Below are 18,398 nucleotides of genomic sequence, written 5' to 3'. Positions count from 1 at the left end.
GCAACCGCGAGTCTCGCCGATGTCGATGAATCCCTTGCTCCAGCGCCTACGCCTGAACAGCCTGCGCAGCCGCCTGATGCTGCTGGTCGCACTGGCGATTACGCCGATTGCCGTGATGACGGTGCTCGGTGGCCTGCGCGAGCGCGAGACGGCGATCCGGGCCTCCGAGGAAAACCTGCAGCGCCTGACCAATCTGGCCGCCGCCAACGAGGCGCAGTCGCTCGACCGCGCGCGCCAGATCCTGGTCGACCTGGTGAGCGTTCCCGACCTGATGGGCCCGTCCGACCGCTGCAACGCCCTGCTGTCCGACGTCCTGGACCGCAACGAGGGCTACGTCAACTTCGGCCTGATCCGCATGGACGGCGAAGTGACCTGCAGCGCGGTGCCGATGCTGCATCCGGTGAACCTGGGCGACCGCCGCCATTTCCGGCGCGCCATCGCCGAGCGCCGCTTCATCGCCGGCGACTACGTGTTCGGCCGCGTCATCCGCCGCCATACCATCAACCTCACCTATCCGGTGACCGACCGCAGCGGCAAGGTAGTGGCCGTGGTGTTCTCGGCGATGGACCTGGCCGGACTCGACACCTTCGTCAACGACATCAACCTGCCGGCCGGCTCGATCCTGGAGACGGCCGATTCGAACGGCCTCCTGATCTCGCGCCGGCCCGATCCCGAGCGCTGGTTCGGCAAGAAGATCAGCCAGCCGCTGCTGGCGGCCATGCGCGACCCGCAACAGCGCCCGGTGCTGCTGCGCGGCGAGGACGGCATCGAGCGCCTGCATGCCTTCGCGCGGGTGGGCGGCCCCTCCCTGTCGGAATACACGGTGACGATCGGCGTGCCGGTCGAGACCATCACGGCGGCGGCGCGCGAGGCCCAGCTGATGTCGCTGCTGGGCCTGGGCGTGACCACCATGCTGGCCCTGCTGGCGGCCTGGCTCGCGGGCGACATCCTGATCGTGCAGCGGGTGCGCAAGCTGATGGACACGGCGCGCCGCATCGCCGCCGGCGAGCTGCAGGCGCGTTCCGGCATCACTTACGGCAACGAGGAAATCGGACGCCTGGCCGCGGCCCTCGACGAGATGGCGGCCACGCTGCAGGCCAAGGAAGCGGCGCGCAGCCAGGCCGAGCGCGAGCTGCGCGCGGCCGACCAGCGCAAGGACGAGTTCCTGGCGATGCTGGCCCACGAGCTGCGCAATCCGCTGGCGCCGATCAGCACCGGCGCCCACCTGCTCAAGCTCCTGCATTCGGACAATGCCCAGATCACCCAGACCTGCGCCATCATCGCGCGCCAGGTCGAGCACATGACCAGCCTGGTGGACGACTTGCTGGACGTCTCGCGCGTCACCCGCGGCCTGGTGTCGATCTCGACCCAGGTGCTGGACCTGCGCAAGGTGGTGGACGATGCCGCCGAGCAGATCCGCCCCCTGATCACGGCGCGCCGCCACAAGGTCGTGCTCGACCTGCCGTCCGGCCCGGCCCGGGTCAAGGGCGACCACAAGCGCCTGGTGCAGGTGGTCGCGAACCTGCTGGGCAATGCGACCAAGTACACGCCGGAGGGCGGGCACATCGAGCTGCGCCTGGCCGAGGACGGCGACAACTACGTGCTGACGGTAGCGGACGACGGCATCGGCATGGACGCCGCCCTGGTGGACCGCGTGTTCGACCTGTTCACCCAGGCCGAGCGCAGCCCGGACCGCTCGCAGGGCGGCCTGGGCCTGGGCCTGGCGCTGGCCAGGAGCCTGGTCGAGCTGCACGGCGGCAGCGTCAGCGCGACCAGCCCGGGACTCGGCAAGGGCAGCCGCTTCACCGTGCGCCTGCCGCGCTTCAGCCAGGAAGTCGAGTCGCCGGTGGCGGAAGCGGTGCGCCATGCCGCCACGGCCCAGGCGCCGCTGCGGGTGCTGGTGGTGGACGACAACCTGGACGCCGCCCACACCCTCAACCTGTTCCTGACCGCCGCCGGACACCGGGTCGAGATCGCGTACAACGCGCTGGACGCCATCGAGGTGGCCAAGGTGTTCACGCCCCAGGTCTGCCTGCTCGACATCGGCCTGCCCGACCTGGACGGCAACGAACTGGCGCGCCGGCTGCGCCAGCTGCCGCAAACCAGGGGCGCCACCCTGATCGCCGCCACCGGCTACGGCCGCCAGCAGGACCGCGATGCTGCGCACGAGGCCGGCTTCGACCACTACATGGTCAAGCCGGTGAATACGGTGCAGTTGAGCGAGTTGCTGGCGCAGGCCAGTGCGACGCCAGTGGCGCGATAGGCCTGGCTTGGGCTCATTGGGCAGGACGGCGCCTTGACCGGCGTGGGCGGCCGCCAATGCTGCCTACCAAGTATTAGCTGCCCTTTTGCCCGTGGTCACAGCTGTCCTGTGCGTAATCCCATCTTCCACCCTGATCCAAACAACGGTCGATCGCAAGTGGAGTTCGCACCCAGAGGAAGAAAGTAACTAAGGCGGCCAGAAGCAGTGCTAGCACGAGAACGGCAATTACGCGCTTTATGAAGTTCATCGCACGATCTTTCATAACGCATGAATGTCCGCTCGTGACCAACCGCTTCCGCTCAGTGTACGTCTGCAGCCGACCATTGCGGTCATTGGCCGAGAACCGCCTGCCGTTACTAACTGACACGACCCGAGGTCGCCGAGTTATTAGTCGTCCGGGAAATTTGGGGAAGCTCTACTGCCTTTCCCGGAACCAAGTTGAAGTTGCAATCCTCAGTGGTAAGCCCGTTGCGCTGATATCGCATGATTTCCTCACCCTTGTGGACCAAATCGTCAAGCATGCGTAACTCTAGACTTTCTAAATGTGAAAGCATATGAATGAACCCCGACAGAATCTCGTCACAGTCTCTAGCAAGCTGTGCTTTTGACTCTGCTACCGTCCGCACGTTCAACATTTGAATGTCCGAGTGAGCAGCCTCCGAATTACGTTTCGTATTAACCAACGCCATATGGTCCATTGCGCAATGTTCAAATTCAAGACACAAGTGGAAAGGATGCGCCAATGTACCGACCATAGACACACTGTGTGGCTTTCTCCCGTTCTCCTTCTTGCAACTTGGACACGGGGACTTGAGCAATGCCCCGAGGGCCATACGACTAAACCGCTTTTCAGGAATTTGAGTGCAATACAATAGTTGCTTTATCGCCACCTCACAAAATCTTGCCGAATAGAGCACTACTTCATTGTTGATACGCAGCCGTTCAATCTCCGCATCTATTGAATTGTGATCGACGGACTCTGTCGAGTTAGTGTAGCTGTGCCAATCGTTGACAGTGCGGCTGAGAATTAGCGCCAAAGTTGCGCCGCTGAAGGAGTATGGATTACTGAGGCCACCTCGACCTCCCTTGCCAATTTCTGGTGGCAGCGAAAGGCTTCCCTTTCGAGTGAGCCATGCTCGCATTTCGCTGGCAAGCGGGAGAAAGTTGGCTCCTACAATAGCGGGGCCCATCCATCGGAAGCACTGCGACCCATATGACCACGGATGATGGGTTCCATGTCCCTCAGTGTTAGGGGAAGCTTGCCTCATAGTTTTCTTGGAATCAACAATTTTATAAATGTTCTCAGGTCTGAAAATCATTTGCGAATGACTGCTACTGGCCGGCAGCGGCCACTCGCAATTGCCCGACGGACGCCACATCATACTGCTCAACGACAGACTGTCGATTAGCTTATCGTCAGGCCAGCGCCCGCGAACTTGCACGGGCCTGCCTACGTTATCTCCCGAACGGTAGCCACGTCCCGGATCGGCGTAGGATCGGGCAACCTGACTTACGGAAGCCCACATGCACAGCGAACAGAACGGCTCTGCCGACAACCCGCTCAGCGATCCACCGGCCGCCGCGAAAGCCGCCGGACTGCGCTACGTCCTCGACGACCGCCCCGGCATCCGGCGCGAGAAACAGGGGGACGGCTTCCGCTACCTCGACGCCGGCGGCGACCCGGTCACGGACGAAGCGACGCTGGGGCGCATCAAGTCGCTGGTGATCCCGCCGGCCTGGACGGACGTCTGGATCTGCCCCCAGGCCAACGGCCACCTGCAGGCCACCGGCCGTGACGCCCGGGGACGCAAGCAATACCGCTACCATCCGAAGTGGCGCGCCGTGCGCGACGAGGTGAAGTATGAACGCATGCTGAATTTCGGCCAGGCGCTGCCCGCCATCCGCAAGGAAGTGGACCGCGCCCTGTCCCTGCCCGGCCTGCCGCGGGAGAAGGTTCTGGCGACCATCGTCTACCTGCTCGAAGCGACCATGATGCGTGTCGGCAATGAGGAATACGCCCGCACCAACAAGTCCTTCGGCCTGACCACGCTGCGCAACCGCCACGTCAAGGTGGATGGCAGCGACGTCGAGTTCCGCTTTCGCGGCAAGAGCGGCGTCTACCACAAGGTGCAGGTGCACGACCGCCGGCTGGCGCGCATCATCCGGCGCGCGCGCGACCTGCCCGGCCAGGAACTGTTCCAGTACGTGGACGACCAGGGCGAGACCCACAGCATCGATTCGAGCGACGTCAACGACTACCTGCGCGCCATCACCGGCGAAGACTACACCGCCAAGGATTTCCGCACCTGGTCCGGCACGGTGCTGGCGGCGCTGGCCCTGCAGGAATTCGAGAAGTTCGATTCCGAAGCCCAGGCCAAGAAGAACATCGTGCGCGCCATCGAATCGGTGGCCGAGAAGCTCGGCAACACGCCCACGGTCTGCCGCAAGTGCTACGTCCACCCGGTGGTGCTCGACGCTTACCTCGACGGTACCGTGCTCGAAGTGCTGCGCGAGCGCACCGAGCAGGAGCTGACCGAAGACCTGCACGCGCTGCAGCCCGAGGAAGCCGCGGTGCTGGCGATGCTGCAGCAGCGCCTGCGCCGTGAGCAGGAAGAGGAACTGAAACGTGAGAAGGCCCGCGCCGCCGCGCCGAAGAAGGCCGCACGCGCACCGCGGCGCAAGAACGCCACACCAGCCGCCGCACCGGTCATGAGATGACCGGCGCGGGGACTTATTGGATGTAGTAGCCGGAGACCTTCCAGCTGCCGTCGGCCTCGCGCATCGGCGTCACGGTCTCGGTTGCCGTCCTTGCGGCGAATTCGGTCAGGTACTGGACCACGACGTATTCGCCCTCGGGGGCGCCGGGCAGCTTGCGGGTGTACTGGGCGGCGAGGAGCTTGCGCGACTTCACGGCGCCGAGCGGCGCACGGACGGCGCGCATGGCGTCGTTCCACTGCTGCCCGGTCACCGCGCTGCGGAAGGCCGCGGCGCCCTGGCTCCAGCTGTCCTCGTATTTCGCGTCGTCCACCGTGGCCAGCCAGGTCTGCGCCGCCGTGGTGGCGGCCTGCGTCGCTGCTGAAGTGTCCTGCGCACTGGCAGGCTGGATGAGTGCTGCGGTAGACAACAGGACAGCGGCGGCAAATCGCATGGGATGCTCCCGGTAGTGAGATGAACGGTCTGTTCAGCATACCGGAAAGCCGGCGCGACTTTGTCGCGCATTATTGCGCAGCTCAGGCCGTTTTGGCCTGGAACTCGGAGGAGGCGATATCGGCCAGGTCGCACAGCGCCTGCAGCTCGGCCGAACGAAGGCGGCGTGGCTCGCGGTCGATGACGCACAGGGTACCCATCGGCAGGCCGGAACGGTCGCGCAGCGGCACCCCCGCATAGAAGCGGATGTGCGGCTCGGCCAGCACCAGCGGGTTCTCGCGGAAACGCTCGTCGGTGGCCGCGTCTTCGACCATGAAGGGCGCATCCTGCAAGATGGCGTGCGAGCAGAACGCCCACTCGCGCGGCGTTTCCTGCGGCCCCAGGCCGACGCGCGCCTTGAACCACTGGCGGCGCGCGGTCAGGAGCGACACCAGCGCGATCGGCGAAGCGGTCACGGTGGCTGCCAGGCGGACGATACGGTTGAAGCGCTCTTCCTGCGGGCTGTCGACCAGGCGCGATGCGGCAAGTACAGCCAGGCGGCGCGCTTCGTCTGCGCCGGCCGGGAAGCTTTCGTCACCCTGGAGGATGAACTCCGGATCGGTCGGCGACTGCACCAGGGTTTCGCCGGACAAGGAGCCGGACAGCGGGCCCGCACGGTCCAGCATGGCCTGGATCGTACTCTGGCGGGTGCGGCGGTGGCCACCCGGAGTTTTCCAAGATGGAATGGCGCCGCTCTCCATCCACAACTGTACGGTGCTGGTGGCGACGCCCAGCATCCGCGCTGCGGCACTGGTGGTGAGGATCGGGTCCTCTTCGGTGAACTTGCTCTGCATTAGCGGTCCTGGTTATCCAGGGGAAGTATACCCGAAATGACGAAATCCCTCTTCTAAAACCGGCATTTTAGAGATGAGTTTCGGATACGCCCAAATAGCTCAATTTCAATTGCATTAAAGAAATTCTTTGGACATGATGATGCCCAAATTCAACATTTTTCCTTACCTGATTAATAACTCTTCGTTCATTTATTCGCCACGAATACGATGCACATGTTCCAGCACGTAGGAATTGCGACCAGGTTATACGCGGCCTATCCCTCGCCGGGATGGTTGAACACCTGGCGCAGGTAAGCCAGGAAGGTCTGGTCCGTACACATCGACTTGCCCGGCGAATCCGACAGCTTGGCCACCGGCTGCCCGTTACAGTGGGTCAGCTTCATCACGATGTTCAGTGCCGGATAAGGCGTGTCGTTGGTCAGCCTGGTGCCGATGCCGAAGCCCAGCATGGTGCGGTCGGCAAAGTGGCGGTACAGGCTGAGCGCCTTGGGCACGGTCAGCGCGTCCGAGAACACCAGGCGCTTGGTGCGCGCGTCGATGCGCAGCCGGGCGTAGTGCGCCAGCGCCTTTTCGCCCCACTCCACCGGGTCGCCCGAATCGTGGCGCAGGCCGTCGAACAGCTTGGCGAAATACAGGTCGAAGTCGCGCAGGAAGGCATCCATGCCCACCACGTCGGTGAGCGCGGTGCCGAGGTCGCCCCGGTATTCCTGCACCCAGTCCTCCAGCGCGGCTTTCTGGAAGTCGCGCAGGCGCACGCCGAAAGCCTGGTAGGCCTGCAGGTATTCGTGCGCCATGGTCCCGATGGGCACCAGCTGGTACTTGTGGGCCAGGTAAACGTTGGAGGTGCCCTTGAAGAACTGCGGCAGCTCGCGCGCCAGCGTGGCCACCACTTCGTCGTGCCAGTCGCCGGAGAAGCGCCGGCGCACCCCGAAGTCGAAGAACTCGAAGGGCGTGGCGCGCTGCGGCTCGCGTTCGAAGGCGCGCAGCTCGTCGATCTTCTGCTGCAGGCGCAGCCGCGCTTCCGGGATGACCGGTGCCTGGTCGAAGCGGCGGAAATACAGTTCGTTGACGATGTAGAGCACGAAGATCTCGAAGCCCATCACGTGCACCAGCGGGCCGGTAGCGCGGATGCGCAGGTGCGGGCCGTCGGTCTCGACCTGGATGAACTTGCGCTGGAAGCGGAACAGCGTGAGGAAGTCGGCGAAGTCGCTCTTGATGAAGCGCAGGCTCCGCAAGTAGGCGACTTCGTGGTCGAGGAACATCATCGAACAGAGATGATCCAGTTCACGCTCGACGTCATCCTTCAGCTCCGCCAGCGGATAGGCCGGCTGGTTCCGGCACAGGAATTCGTACTCGCCCACCGCGTCGGGATGGCTGTGCAGCAGCGCCTGCCACATGGTGAACTTGTACAGGTCGGTTTCCAGCAGGCTGCGGACGACTGGCTTCATCGGTGTCCTTCAGGCGGTGGCAAGTGATTTCTTCGCGCGCTTCTTCGGCGCCAGCATGGTGCCGGTGCAGCCGGGCGTGCCGCAGCGGCAGGCGAACAACTTCTTGAGGGCCGGCGTGTGGCGCTCGTCGTAGATCAGCGCGTAGTTGTAGTTCAGCTCTTCGCCGGCGTCGATATCGCGCATCGCGTGGATGTAGACCCGCCCATCGTCCTCGAAGGCTTCGCAGTTGGGCGAGCAGGCGTGGTTGATCCAGCGCGCCGCGTTGCCGCGGCTGCCGCCGTCGATCACGCGGCCGTCGGCCAGCGTGAAATAGAAGGTGTGGTTGATGGGGCCACCTGCCTCGGCGGCGCGCCGGGTCGCTTCGTCCCAGGTGATGCGCTCGCCCCGGTATTCGATAATGCGTTCGCCGGCGCCGATGGGCCTGAGCGCGAACACCCCGTTGCCGTGGACGGGGGACTTCCTGACTTCGTAGGCGGGATCGGATTTGGCGGGGCGTGTCGTGGTCATCGGCTTGGTCGGATGGGGCGGGTTATGAAAGCGATGACCATTATGGTACGAATCGCTGCTGCCATGCCGCACATTTTGTGCGCGGCAGGGCGTGATCCATGACCGGGATCAGGCCGCATCCGCACGCGGCAGCAAGAGCAGGTCGCAATCCGTCCGGCGCAGCAGCACGCACAGGTCCGCATGCCGGCGCCGGTCTTCCCACCACCCGCCCCGGGCATCGGCCAGTACCAGCAGATCCGCATGGATCATCGCGGCATGCGCGGCGACCGCCACTGCCCAGGGTTCGCGCAGCAGCAGCACGCGCACCGCCAGCCGGCGGGCAGCGCCCGGCAGCTGCGCGGCGAAGCGGTAGCCGGCCGCGCGCGCCGCGCCTTCGGTGCGGCGGCGGCAGGCATCGAGCACGGCGTCGCCGACACCTGCCGCCCGCATGCTCCCTTCGCCGCTCACGCGGCAGCCGTGCAGCAGGGTGAAGCGCATGCGCGGCAGCATGCGGACGGCCTGCCGCAGGCTGGCCAGCGAGGAAGGCGACAGGTCGGTCGGGAACAAGGCGTGCCGGCAGCCGCGCTGCCGCCCTTCCCTGGCCAGCCATACCGCACGTCCGGCCGAGCGCAGGAGCCGCAGCGCGCGCCGCGCGTTGAGGCTCACCGGGAAGTACGGGTGCGCATGCCAGTCGAGTACCACCGTTCCTGCGGATGCCATACCGTCAGCCACATTGTTCCTCCATGATCCTCACGCCGCCATGGCAGCGGCTTCGCCCAGCACCAGCAAGCCCGCCAGCAATGCCGCCGTTCCCGCAGCCATGGCGCCGGCGGCCATGCGCCGCCACTGCGCATTGCGCTCCAGGAGCCGCTTGACGAAGCGCCGTTTACCCCGTGTCTCCATGCGCTGCCGCACCTGCAAGGCCGCATCCCTTTGATTGCTCTTCATTGCTTTCCTCCTTTGTCGATTCACGCCGCCAGGCGCCGGTCTCCGTCGTCGCCGGAACGGTCCGGCCCGATCAGGAGATCGCACTCGGCGTCGTCCATCAGTTTCTGCATCACGTTCGCGCACGACAGGCGCGCCCCCGGATGGCATGCGCCCCTGCCCAGCACCACCAGGTCGGCCTGGTGGCGCCGGGCGCAGTCGCGGATCACGCCGTGCGCCCGGCCGGCCTGCACTTCGCCCCTGCCTGCCGGCAGCCCGTGCAGGAACAGCGCGACGAATGCATCGAGCCGCCGGCGCGCATCCTCCCGGCCCTGCTCCGGCTGCCGGAAGGCGTGCACGAAGACGAAGCCGGCGGACGGTGCGAGCAGGGCCGCGGTGCGCGCCGCGGCCAGCGAAGCGCGCGAGAAGTCGGTGGCCACCACCACGCGGCGGTAGACCTCGCGCGGCTCGCCGCGCACGAGCAGCACGGCGCCGCGGCTCAGGCGCACCAGGTCGGCGTCGCGCGTGGGCCGCGCCCACAAGGGCAGTGTTGTCCTGCCGCTGCCGGCCACCAGGGTCAGGTCGGCGCCGATGCTGTCGGCCGTTCCCGCGATGACCTCGGCCGGATGCCCGTGCCGGACCGTCCACAGCTTGTCGAGTTCTTCGGGCAGCGCCGGCACGCCGAGCGTGAGGCGCCGGCCGTCGACCAGGGCGGTCAGCCGGTCAGCGTCGACCTGGACGTGGCTGCAGGCCGTGGTCGGACGCAGGCCTGTCCCGGCGCGCTTCACGGCGAGCACATCGAAGGTCTCGATGCCGAGCCCAGGCGCCAGCAGCGCGGCCCGGGTTTCTACACGGCCCGGGTGGGCCTGGTGGATCGCCAGCAGGATCCTGTCGATACGGCGCACAGCGGCCTGCGTGGATGAAACCGGCCGGGTATCAGTCATGATGGCGCTCCCGGCGTGGCAAGCCGGAAGGCGGCTGCACCTCGAGGATGTCCAGCCGCAGCCTGCGCCCGAGCGCCAGGCCGATATCGACCGTGCAGCCTTCCGCGTGGCCGAGCATGCCCAGGGCCAGCGGCGTGAGCACCGGGACCCGGGGCAGCATGGCGTGGGCATCCTGCGGGCAGGCGATGACGACGGCGTCGGTGTCGCCGCCGGCGACCCGGTAGCGGACGCTCGCCCCGAGCGAGACGCGCGGCCGCGGGTCGCCGCCCTCAGGCAGCAGCAGGGAAGATCCGGCCAGCTCGGCGAGCCGGAGGACCGCGGGGTCGGCCCGACGCGCGTCAGCCGCGCGGGTCCGCAGGAGGCGTGTCAGGACAGCCAGGTCATGCTGGCTGAGGTAGGTGGTGGTGCACATGGCTTGCCTTTCCCAGCCCGATACCGGGCTGGCCAACAGGAACGAATGGCGTACCGCGGCACATGCGTCGGCACGTGCGGCAGCTTCTCAGACGATGCTTGTGGATGGGGCTCGGGAGAGTGGCTGGGCCTGGAAGTTCAAGCCTGGCCGGCTCTCGCCGAGCTCAGGAAAGGCAGGCGAGATCGCGCGTCGACCGTTGCGCGAGACGAGCGTGGAACACGCTCAGTCCGAGCGACAGGGACGTTTGCGGGAAGCGAGCTGCGTCGACGGCGCCAGCGTGCGAAGCCCGCACGCTGGAGGAAAAACCGATGCCGTAGGAAGAAGTGCAGCGCATGCTCGTGTGAGACCACAGGATGATTGAGTACCGGACCAGTATATACCTCCTGGTTTTTTCGTCAACCGAGGGCCGGCTCAGGCCGCGCTCAGGCTGGGAAATCTTCTTCGCGGTATTCGCCGCCCTGCCCCTCCGGCGGCGCCGTCCCGGCGGTGCGCCCGGCTTCTTCCTTGCGCAGCTCGACGCGCCGGATCTTGCCCGAGATGGTCTTGGGCAGCTCGCGGAATTCGATGCGGCGGATGCGCTTGTAGGGCGCGAGCCGTTCGCGCGCGAAGGCGAACAGCGACGCCGCCACCTCGCGGCTCGGGGCCACGCCCTGGCGCAGCGTGACGAAGGCTTTCGGCACCGACAGGCGCAGCGGGTCGGGACTCGGCACGATCGCCGCCTCCAGTACGTCTTCGTGCTCGATCAGCACGCTCTCCAGTTCGAAGGGGCTGATGCGGTAGTCCGAGGACTTGAACACGTCGTCGTTGCGCCCGACGTAGAAGTAGTAGCCGTCCGCATCGACCGTGGCGGTGTCGCCGGTGTGGTAGTGGCCGGCGCGCATGACGCTGGCGGTCTTTTCCTCGTCGCCCTCGTAGCACATCATCAGGCCCAGCGGGGCCGGATCGAGCGCCAGCGAGAGCTCGCCTTCCTGTGCCGGCTGGTCGTCGATGTCGAGCAGCGCCACCCGGTAGCCCGGCAGCGGCCGGCCCATCGAGCCGGGCTTGATCGGCTGGCCCGGCGAGTTGCCGATCTGGCAGGTGCTTTCGGACTGGCCGAAGCCGTCGCGGATGCGGATGCCCCAGGCCTTCTCGACCTGCTCGATCACTTCGGGATTGAGCGGTTCGCCCGCGCCCACCAGTTCGCGCAGCGGCGGCTTCCAGGCGCTCAGGTCTTCCTTGATCATCATGCGCCAGACCGTCGGCGGCGCGCACAGCGAGGTCACGCCGCAGCGCTGGATGGTGTCCAGCGCCGCCTTGGCGGAGAAGCGCTCGTAGTTGTAGACGAAGATGGTCGCGCCCGCGTTCCAGGGCGCGAAGAAGCAGCTCCAGGCGTGCTTGGCCCAGCCCGGCGAGGAGATGTTCCAGTGGACGTCGCCCGGCTGCAGGCCGATCCAGTACATGGTCGACAGATGGCCGACCGGATAGCTCTGATGGCTGTGCAGCACCAGTTTGGGCTTGGCCGTGGTGCCGGAGGTGAAGTACAGCAGCAGCGGGTCGGTGGCGCGGGTCTCGCCGACGGGGGAAAACACCGACAGCACGTCGCGGCAGTCGTCGAAGTCGTGCCAGCCAGCGGGCTTGCCGCCCACGGCGATCCGGGTGAAGTCGCCCGTCATGGTGTCGAACTTGGACGCTTCCGAAGCCTGGGCGATCACGTGCTTCACGCGGCCGCGCTCGAGGCGGTCCTGCAGGTCAGCGCCGGAGACCAGCATGGTGGTCGGCACCAGCACGGCGCCGAGCTTGATCCCGGCCAGCATGATCTCCCACAGTTCGACCCGGTTCGGCAGCATCAGCAGCACGCGGTCGCCGCGGTTGACGCCGCACTGGCGCAGGTACTCCGCCACCTGGCAGGAGCGCGAGGCCATGTCGGCGAACGAGATCTTGCGCTCGCTGCCGTCTTCCTCGACCACCCACAGCGCCGGTGCGTGATTGTCCTTCGCCATCTGGTCGAAGTAGTCGAGCGCCCAGTTGAAGGACTCCAGCTGGGGCTGGCGGAAGTCGCGGTAGGCGGTGTCGTAGTCGAGGCGGTGCTGCAGCAGGAAGTCGCGCGCTTGGATGAAGCGCTGGGATGGCGTCATGGTGTCTCCTGGTCGCTGGGTGGCAGGGATGCTGTAGTCATTTTGCCATGTTTGCTGCCACCCGACGAGATCAGTCGCGCCTGAGGGCCGTGATCCGCATCTCGCCCTCAGGCTCCATCATGTCGATGACGCGGCAGTCGCCGCACATGCGCAGCCGGTCGAGGTGACCGCTGAAGGCCGGGTGCGAGGCCAGGCGGCCGAGCATGTTCTCGACCATCTGCAGGGTGCCGAAGGGCTTGTCGCAACGGATGCAGTGGAAGGGCTGGGACTCGTTCAGCACCACCGCCTGGTTGCGGGTCTCCATGAAGGACAGGCGCGGCGCCAGCGTGATGGCGTTTTCCGGGCAGGTGGTGGCGCACAGCCCGCACTGGACGCAGTTCTTTTCGATGAAGCGCAGCAGCGGCACGCCCTGCCCGTCCTGCAGCGCGCCCGCCGGGCAGGCGCCGACGCAGGACATGCACAGGCTGCAGGCCTTGCGGTCGACCTCGATCGCACCGAAGGGCGCGCCCGGCGGCAGCGCCACCTGCTCCGGTTTCACGGGGGCGTGGCGGTGCAGGTGCTCGAGCGCGTAGTCGAGGGTGTTGCGCTTGTCGTTCGCCAGGTGGAACACGGCCGGTTCGAGCGGGACGCGTCCGCGCGGCGCATGGCGCAGGGCCACGGCGAGTTCCTCCGGCGCGTCGACCCGCAGCAGCTGGAAGTGCGGCCCTTCGTAGCCGAGGCCATCCAGCACCGCCTGGGCGATCTCCATCTGCTGGTCGAGGGCGGCGATGTACTGGGGCGCTTCCCGGCCCGTCATCAGGACCGCGATACCGGCTGCGCCGTAGGCAATCGCGCCGAACCAGACGTCGATGCCGGTCGAGGCGGTGTGCTGCAGCGCCAGCGGGATGATGCGGCCGGGTACCGCGTCGCCGAGCTGGGCCAGCAGCGCCGCGCCGTGCTCCGGATCGTGCAGCACAAACACCGGATCCTCTCCGCCGGCCTCGCGGTAGGACCGCAGCGCCGCCTGCATGCGCTTGCCGGTGAGCGCCGCCGGCGGGAAGGCATAGCTGATCGCCCCCGTGGGGCAGACCGTGGAGCAGGCGCCGCAGCCGGCGCACAGGTAGGGGTTGACCTTGATCTTGTCGCCGTCGCCGGCGATGGCTTGCGCCGAACAGATCTCGATGCAGGCGCTGCAGCCCTTCTGGCCGTTGCGGCCGTGGGCGCAGCTGCGTTCCTTGTACGAGAAGTACTTGGGCTTTTCGAAATCGCCGACCATGTCGAGCATGGTCTCGACGGCCTCGTTGCGGGCCGCGTCCTCGTAGCCGGGGGCGTAGTAGCCGTGCGGGCGCTGGTGGCTCGGGATCAGGCGGCTCGGGCTCAGGTCGAGCACGAGGTCGAAGCGGCCCTGCTGGAGCGGCTGGCCGGGCGCCTGCCAGCGCGCCTCGAAGGCGCCCAGCCAGCCGGCGACGGCGACCGTGCGCGCCACGTGGACCGGGTATGGGCGCTCCGGCATGCGCTCCTGGCTGTCGAGCAGCAGGACGGTGACCGGCAGCGCGGCCGCGAGGCGGTCGGCCCAGGGCAAGGCCTGCACGGCGGAGCCGACCACCAGGGTGCGCCCGGCGGAACGGTAGCTGACCGTGATCGCCGGTTCGAATACCGGGATGGCGTCGGCGGCCAGGATGGCGGCGCGCCTGGCTTGCGCGTTGCGCCCTTCCTGGACCGGGTCGATGGGCGGATTGTCGGTGAAACGGATGTTCATGCTTTCCCTTGTGTGGACAGCGGCGCCCCTTCTTGCTCCGGGGCTTGCTCGCTCGTTTCTTCGATCTTTTGATCGCTTTCCTGCTCGTCGCCGAACAGCCGCGACAGCACCCCGGGCGCGTGCTTGAGCGAGGCCAGCATGGCCGGGCTGAGCGGCGAGGCCTGGTTGTAGTCGCTCATGTACATGTCGAGGCCGTCGATCATGTTGAAGTGCGGATCGCTGAACAGCTTCTTCAGGGCGAGGCGCTGCACCGATTTGTCGACGCCCTGTGCCACGAAGGCGGAGAAATCGGCGTCGGGGGTCAGGCGGGCGACGTCTTCGAGAGTGGGGAGCGGCCCTGCTTCGGCTTCCCGCCGTGCCGTCACGGGCACGGGCGCGGGCGCGGGCGCCGCCGGCGGGCGTGGCGGCTCGACCGGCGCGGCATCGCCGCCGGTGGATTTCAGGCGCGCCCAGCGCCGGAAGAATCCTTCATCGGACATCGGGGCCCCGCTCATCCGTGCTCGCGGCCGCGCCGCTTGCCGGCCTTGGGCTGGTAATGCTCGCGCAGGTAGCCGGCCACCCAGGCATAGATCTCGGCCGGCATGGCGACCCCGTCGGCCTGCTCGCCGGAGTCGAACATGCGCGTGCCTTCGAGGTAGCTGACCGAGGCGCGCACCGGGATGGCCTTGCCCTCCTCCATGCGCCACAGCACGAACACCTTCGATTCCGGCGCCATGCAGTTTTCGTAGTAGCCGTCGTTCTCGTCTGTATACAACTCGAGTTCGAGGCCCGAGACCAGGTAATAGTCGCGCTCCGGACTTTCGCTGAGCACCTGCAGGCGCGGCAGGGTGCCGCGGTCCGGCACCACGCCCACCGCTTCCCAGGCCTCGTCGGCCCAGCGGTGCTGCACGGCGCGGCGCTGCATGATGACCGCGATCGGCATGCTTCCCATCTTCATTGCTTGTTCGCCGTCTTGGGGGTGCCGGCCTTCTCCGTCGCCGGGGCCGCGCCCTTCGGCACCGCCTTGGTCTGTCCTACCTTGACGTCCTCGCTCGGCGCCGCGGTGCCCAGCTTCTCGCTCTTGATGGGCACGTTGGCCGCGTTCAGCGCCTGGCGGCTGTGCGGCGCGGCGCCGGTCGCGGGCGCGGCGGCGGCCGTGCCCGGCGCCGCGTTCGCCGGCGGGGCCGCGGGCATGCCGGCATTGGGCGGGGTCACGCCCGGCGGCACCATCCCGGCTGCGGCGGCGGCACGGGCAGCGCCCGGCGGCGCCGCACCGGGCGGCATCGTGTTCACCACGGCACCAGGGGCCATGGTGCCGGGTCCGGCGACGCCGGGCGCCGGGCCGGGCGGCGTCACGGCCGCAGGTGCTGCCGCGATCGCCACCGGCGGATTGACTTTCCAGCCCTTGGACGGCGCCTGCGAACGCCAGCGCGTGCTGAGCGCGTCCATCGAGGCCGCCAGCGCTTCCTTGTCCTTGGCGGCCTTGGCGTCGGCCGCTGCTTTCTTGGCGGCGGCTTCCTGCTGCTGGGCCGGAGTCGGCTTCGGCAGCGCCGCCCACGAGGCCGCGCTGCAGGCCAGCAGGCCGGCCAGCGCGCAGCTCAGTCGAAGGTATTTGCTCATTGCTTGGCTCCCAGTGTTCCCGGGGCTGCCGGGCCCTGCGGGGCGGTGTTGGTGGCGGCCGGGGCTTCCACCGTGCCCGGGGCCGGCGCCGCCGGCTTGCCGTTCTCGCCCGGCTGGGCCTGCGTACCCGGCTGGGCGCCCGTGGGCGCCGTGACGCCGGTAGTCGGTCCCTGGCCGGTCTCGCGCACGGTGCCGGCGGTCTCGGCGCCCGAGCTGGTGCCGCCGGCGCCGCCCGCGTGGCCCGGCGTGCCGCCGGCATAGGTGGCGTCGGTGACGGGCTTGGCCGTGCTGGCGATGATGGCGCCGGCGGTGCGTCCGCCCGCCGTAACCTGGCCCGGGTACTTGGTCTGCTCGATGCCGCCCACGCTCGCGTTGCGGCCGCGGTCGCAGCCGCCGGCCAGCACGGCCATGGCGGCCAGGGCGCCGTGGATCAGGATGGTGGATGCTTTCATGGTGCTCCTCAATGTGCCGGGCCCGGCCGCGGTGCAGGACGCGGCGGCTTGCCGTCCGGATGCGGGCGGTGGGCCGGGTCGGTGGCGGTGCCGTTCTTGACCTGTTCCAGCCAGAGCGAGTGGTGGGCGGCCGCCCAGTTCTCGTCGACGCTGCCTTCGCGCATGGCCTGGTAGGCGCCCGGCGTACCCCAGGTGCCGATGTAGATGTGGCCCATGGCGGCGGCGATGTAGAGGGCGGCGCCGGCCACGTGCAGGAAGTTCGCAACCTGCAGCACGTAGCGGGTCTGGCCGAAGGTGACGAAGTCCAGCACCAGGCCGGTGATCGACATCAGGATGCCCAGCAGGGTGACGCCGAGCCAGAACCAGGCTTTTTCGCCGGCATTGAAGAAACCGGCCGGCGGGTGCTTGTGCGAGACCAGGCCGCCGCCCTGCTTCACCCACTGCCAGTCCTGGCGGTGGAAGAAATTCCGCCGCACGAAGGTGATGAACATCAGGATCGAGCAGACGATGAACAGCGGCCCGACGAAGTTGTGCAGGTACTTGGAGATGATGGCGAACCAGGAGAACAGGTCGTGTCCCATCCAGGGCAGCATGATCTTCTTGCCGTACATGATGATGATGCCGGTGATGGCCAGCGCGATGAAGCTGTAGGCCGTGGCCCAGTGCACGTGCCGTTCCCAGGCGGTGAAGCGCTTGATGCGGCGCCCCGATGCCGGCACCTCTTTCGCTCCTCCGACCGCCTTGTAGAACACGAAGATCAGCAGCGGCACCGCGAGCAGGATGAAGCCGGCGATGCTGGCCAGGGGCCCGTTGCGCAGGTGGCGCCAGGTGTTGCCGCCGCGCTGGACGATGACGTTGGCCTCGGTGGCCCCGTACTGGCCCAGGAAATGGCGGTCCATGTGGACCCGCCCGGACGACGCCTGGCCCTTGCCGGGCTCGCGCACCACCGAATCGCCCTCGATCTGGAGCATGGTCTGCTCTTCGGCGTAGGCGGCCTTGGCATCCTTGTTGGGCACGCCGGCCCAGGCCGACGGCAACAGCAGCGCGAACACGAGGGCGACGATCAGGACCAGCGAAGCGCGCATGGCGCCGGGGCTGGACCGCAGGGGTGTGGTCGGCATCGTCGGCTCCTTACGGGTTGGCCCGGTTGTATTCGTTCTGCTTCATGCCACGGTCCTGCACCTTGGCCGACCAGGCCAGCCGGTCGTTGTGGAAGCGCACCTGGTAGTGGCGGTTGTCTTCCTTGCCGGCGTATTCGCCGCGCAGCCATTCGGGATGCTGGTCGACCTCGAGGCAGCCTGCCAGCAGCAGCGGCAAGGCCAATGCACAATAGCGGAGCTTGCTCATTGCGGGAACCTCCCAGGATGGTTCTGCACGTCGCCCACCTGCTGGTTACTACGCGGCAGGTCGCCTTTCGCCTTGACCTCGCCGCCGCGCTTGGGGCGGCCATAGGCGATCTTCCAGCCCCACAGTTCGGGGCCGTAGCCGCGCGTCTCGACGCGCTGGCGGTAGATGTCGGCGATCTGGTCGGCATCGCCGCCCAGCAGGGCCTTGGTGCCGCATTGCTCGGCGCAGGCCGGCAGCTTGCCCTCGGCGATGCGGTTGCGGCCGTACTTCTTGAATTCGGCTTCCGAGGTATCCGGTTCCGGGCCGCCGGCACAGAAGGTGCACTTGTCCATCTTGCCGCGGTGGTTGAACATGCCGGTCTCGGGGAATTGCGGCGCCCCGAAGGGACAGGCGTAGTAGCAGTAGCCGCAGCCGATGCACTGGTCCTTGCTGTGCAGGACGATGCCGTCCTCGGTGTGGTAGATGCAGTTGGTCGGGCACACCGCCAGGCAGGGCGCGTCGGTGCAGTGCATGCATGCGACCGACACCGAGCGCTCGCCCGGAATGCCGTCGTTGATGGTCACCACGCGGCGCCGGTTGACGCCCCATGGGGTCTCGTGTTCGTTCTTGCATGCGGTCACGCAGCCGTTGCAGTCGATGCAGCGCTCGGTGTCGCAAATGAATTTCATCCTCGCGGTCATGCCGGTCTCCT

Annotated in this window: 19 protein-coding genes; 2 read left to right on the top strand and 17 right to left on the bottom strand. The window is 67.3% G+C overall.

Annotated elements, in window-relative coordinates:
• The first annotated feature begins 25 nt into the window (after positions 1-25).
• Both ACSQ25_RS09870 and ACSQ25_RS09865 read left to right on the top strand, forming a co-directional pair.
• Entirely contained in the window at positions 26-2,263 is a 2,238-nt protein-coding gene (locus tag ACSQ25_RS09870; protein ID WP_436105519.1) for a hybrid sensor histidine kinase/response regulator, read from the top strand.
• A 1,524-nt stretch (positions 2,264-3,787) separates the two neighbouring features.
• A complete protein-coding gene (locus ACSQ25_RS09865; protein WP_436105518.1) occupies positions 3,788-4,981 on the top strand; it encodes a DNA topoisomerase IB in 1,194 nt (397 codons plus the stop codon).
• 13 nt (positions 4,982-4,994) lie between these two features.
• Here the strand turns inward: ACSQ25_RS09865 and ACSQ25_RS09860 are convergent, their stop codons facing one another.
• The 17 genes from ACSQ25_RS09860 to fdh3B all read right to left on the bottom strand — a co-directional run bounded on the left by ACSQ25_RS09860 (position 4,995) and on the right by fdh3B (position 18,387).
• A complete protein-coding gene (locus tag ACSQ25_RS09860; protein WP_436105517.1) occupies positions 4,995-5,411 on the bottom strand; it encodes a DUF4019 domain-containing protein in 417 nt (138 codons plus the stop codon).
• Between the two features lie 82 nt (positions 5,412-5,493).
• A complete protein-coding gene (locus tag ACSQ25_RS09855) occupies positions 5,494-6,243 on the bottom strand; it encodes a GAF domain-containing protein (protein ID WP_436105516.1) in 750 nt (249 codons plus the stop codon).
• Positions 6,244-6,497: 254 nt separating this feature from the next.
• A complete protein-coding gene (gene pncB / locus ACSQ25_RS09850; RefSeq protein ID WP_436105515.1) occupies positions 6,498-7,691 on the bottom strand; it encodes a nicotinate phosphoribosyltransferase in 1,194 nt (397 codons plus the stop codon).
• A gap of 9 nt (positions 7,692-7,700) precedes the next feature.
• On the bottom strand, positions 7,701-8,198 hold the full coding sequence (locus tag ACSQ25_RS09845) for an SET domain-containing protein (RefSeq protein ID WP_436105514.1): 498 nt from the start codon (positions 8,196-8,198) through the stop codon (positions 7,701-7,703).
• A gap of 108 nt (positions 8,199-8,306) precedes the next feature.
• Complete coding sequence (locus ACSQ25_RS09840; RefSeq protein WP_436105513.1) at positions 8,307-8,897, bottom strand: hypothetical protein; 591 nt, start codon at positions 8,895-8,897, stop codon at positions 8,307-8,309.
• Positions 8,898-8,927: 30 nt separating this feature from the next.
• A complete protein-coding gene (locus ACSQ25_RS09835) occupies positions 8,928-9,125 on the bottom strand; it encodes a hypothetical protein (RefSeq protein WP_436105512.1) in 198 nt (65 codons plus the stop codon).
• A 20-nt stretch (positions 9,126-9,145) separates the two neighbouring features.
• A complete protein-coding gene (locus tag ACSQ25_RS09830; protein WP_436105511.1) occupies positions 9,146-10,045 on the bottom strand; it encodes a universal stress protein in 900 nt (299 codons plus the stop codon).
• Positions 10,038-10,457: a GreA/GreB family elongation factor gene (locus tag ACSQ25_RS09825; protein ID WP_436105510.1), complete on the bottom strand. Its 420-nt coding sequence runs from the start codon at positions 10,455-10,457 to the stop codon at positions 10,038-10,040. Before ACSQ25_RS09825 ends, ACSQ25_RS09830 begins: the two co-directional genes overlap by 8 nt.
• 422 nt (positions 10,458-10,879) lie before the next feature.
• Positions 10,880-12,571, bottom strand: a complete 1,692-nt coding sequence (locus ACSQ25_RS09820; protein ID WP_436105509.1) for an AMP-binding protein — start codon at positions 12,569-12,571, stop codon at positions 10,880-10,882.
• A gap of 70 nt (positions 12,572-12,641) precedes the next feature.
• Positions 12,642-14,309 (bottom strand): 4Fe-4S binding protein, encoded by a 1,668-nt coding sequence (locus ACSQ25_RS09815; protein WP_436105508.1) that lies wholly within the window; start codon positions 14,307-14,309, stop codon positions 12,642-12,644.
• The gene (locus tag ACSQ25_RS09810; protein WP_436105507.1) at positions 14,306-14,788 is read right to left on the bottom strand and encodes a DUF3306 domain-containing protein; all 483 of its coding nucleotides are present in this window, start codon (positions 14,786-14,788) and stop codon (positions 14,306-14,308) included. The genes ACSQ25_RS09815 and ACSQ25_RS09810 overlap by 4 nt, the downstream gene beginning before the upstream one ends.
• Before the next feature lie 11 nt (positions 14,789-14,799).
• Entirely contained in the window at positions 14,800-15,246 is a 447-nt protein-coding gene (locus ACSQ25_RS09805) for a DUF3305 domain-containing protein (RefSeq protein WP_436105506.1), read from the bottom strand.
• On the bottom strand, positions 15,243-15,908 hold the full coding sequence (locus tag ACSQ25_RS09800) for a hypothetical protein (RefSeq protein ID WP_436105505.1): 666 nt from the start codon (positions 15,906-15,908) through the stop codon (positions 15,243-15,245). The genes ACSQ25_RS09805 and ACSQ25_RS09800 overlap by 4 nt, the downstream gene beginning before the upstream one ends.
• Positions 15,905-16,360 carry a hypothetical protein gene (locus ACSQ25_RS09795; protein ID WP_436105504.1) on the bottom strand — a complete coding sequence of 152 codons (456 nt, stop codon included), beginning with the start codon at positions 16,358-16,360 and terminating at the stop codon, positions 15,905-15,907. The genes ACSQ25_RS09800 and ACSQ25_RS09795 overlap by 4 nt, the downstream gene beginning before the upstream one ends.
• An 8-nt stretch (positions 16,361-16,368) precedes the next feature.
• Positions 16,369-17,481 carry a formate dehydrogenase subunit gamma gene (locus ACSQ25_RS09790; RefSeq protein WP_436105503.1) on the bottom strand — a complete coding sequence of 371 codons (1,113 nt, stop codon included), beginning with the start codon at positions 17,479-17,481 and terminating at the stop codon, positions 16,369-16,371.
• A 10-nt stretch (positions 17,482-17,491) separates the two neighbouring features.
• A complete protein-coding gene (locus tag ACSQ25_RS09785; protein WP_436105502.1) occupies positions 17,492-17,707 on the bottom strand; it encodes a hypothetical protein in 216 nt (71 codons plus the stop codon).
• Positions 17,704-18,387 carry a formate dehydrogenase FDH3 subunit beta gene (gene fdh3B, locus ACSQ25_RS09780; RefSeq protein WP_436105501.1) on the bottom strand — a complete coding sequence of 228 codons (684 nt, stop codon included), beginning with the start codon at positions 18,385-18,387 and terminating at the stop codon, positions 17,704-17,706. The genes ACSQ25_RS09785 and fdh3B overlap by 4 nt, the downstream gene beginning before the upstream one ends.
• Positions 18,388-18,398: the final 11 nt, after the last annotated feature.

The sequence above is a fragment of the Massilia sp. LjRoot122 genome (assembly GCF_964252725.1).
Classification (GTDB): Bacteria; Pseudomonadota; Gammaproteobacteria; order Burkholderiales; family Burkholderiaceae_D; genus Telluria.
Note: the sequence above shows the minus strand (reverse complement) of the source record. Positions and strands in the feature narration are given on the sequence as shown.

Excerpts from the sequence above, each read along its gene's own strand:
- ACSQ25_RS09870 (WP_436105519.1), top strand. The coding sequence starts at position 26 with ATGAATCCCTTGCTCCAGCGCCTACGCCTGAACAGCCTGCGCAGCCGC.
- ACSQ25_RS09865 (WP_436105518.1), top strand. The coding sequence starts at position 3,788 with ATGCACAGCGAACAGAACGGCTCTGCCGACAACCCGCTCAGCGATCCA.
- ACSQ25_RS09860 (WP_436105517.1), bottom strand. The coding sequence starts at position 5,411 with ATGCGATTTGCCGCCGCTGTCCTGTTGTCTACCGCAGCACTCATCCAG.
- ACSQ25_RS09855 (WP_436105516.1), bottom strand. The coding sequence starts at position 6,243 with ATGCAGAGCAAGTTCACCGAAGAGGACCCGATCCTCACCACCAGTGCC.
- pncB (WP_436105515.1), bottom strand. The coding sequence starts at position 7,691 with ATGAAGCCAGTCGTCCGCAGCCTGCTGGAAACCGACCTGTACAAGTTC.
- ACSQ25_RS09845 (WP_436105514.1), bottom strand. The coding sequence starts at position 8,198 with ATGACCACGACACGCCCCGCCAAATCCGATCCCGCCTACGAAGTCAGG.
- ACSQ25_RS09840 (WP_436105513.1), bottom strand. The coding sequence starts at position 8,897 with ATGGCATCCGCAGGAACGGTGGTACTCGACTGGCATGCGCACCCGTAC.
- ACSQ25_RS09835 (WP_436105512.1), bottom strand. The coding sequence starts at position 9,125 with ATGAAGAGCAATCAAAGGGATGCGGCCTTGCAGGTGCGGCAGCGCATG.
- ACSQ25_RS09830 (WP_436105511.1), bottom strand. The coding sequence starts at position 10,045 with ATGACTGATACCCGGCCGGTTTCATCCACGCAGGCCGCTGTGCGCCGT.
- ACSQ25_RS09825 (WP_436105510.1), bottom strand. The coding sequence starts at position 10,457 with ATGTGCACCACCACCTACCTCAGCCAGCATGACCTGGCTGTCCTGACA.
- ACSQ25_RS09820 (WP_436105509.1), bottom strand. The coding sequence starts at position 12,571 with ATGACGCCATCCCAGCGCTTCATCCAAGCGCGCGACTTCCTGCTGCAG.
- ACSQ25_RS09815 (WP_436105508.1), bottom strand. The coding sequence starts at position 14,309 with ATGAACATCCGTTTCACCGACAATCCGCCCATCGACCCGGTCCAGGAA.
- ACSQ25_RS09810 (WP_436105507.1), bottom strand. The coding sequence starts at position 14,788 with ATGTCCGATGAAGGATTCTTCCGGCGCTGGGCGCGCCTGAAATCCACC.
- ACSQ25_RS09805 (WP_436105506.1), bottom strand. The coding sequence starts at position 15,246 with ATGAAGATGGGAAGCATGCCGATCGCGGTCATCATGCAGCGCCGCGCC.
- ACSQ25_RS09800 (WP_436105505.1), bottom strand. The coding sequence starts at position 15,908 with ATGAGCAAATACCTTCGACTGAGCTGCGCGCTGGCCGGCCTGCTGGCC.
- ACSQ25_RS09795 (WP_436105504.1), bottom strand. The coding sequence starts at position 16,360 with ATGAAAGCATCCACCATCCTGATCCACGGCGCCCTGGCCGCCATGGCC.
- ACSQ25_RS09790 (WP_436105503.1), bottom strand. The coding sequence starts at position 17,481 with ATGCCGACCACACCCCTGCGGTCCAGCCCCGGCGCCATGCGCGCTTCG.
- ACSQ25_RS09785 (WP_436105502.1), bottom strand. The coding sequence starts at position 17,707 with ATGAGCAAGCTCCGCTATTGTGCATTGGCCTTGCCGCTGCTGCTGGCA.
- fdh3B (WP_436105501.1), bottom strand. The coding sequence starts at position 18,387 with ATGACCGCGAGGATGAAATTCATTTGCGACACCGAGCGCTGCATCGAC.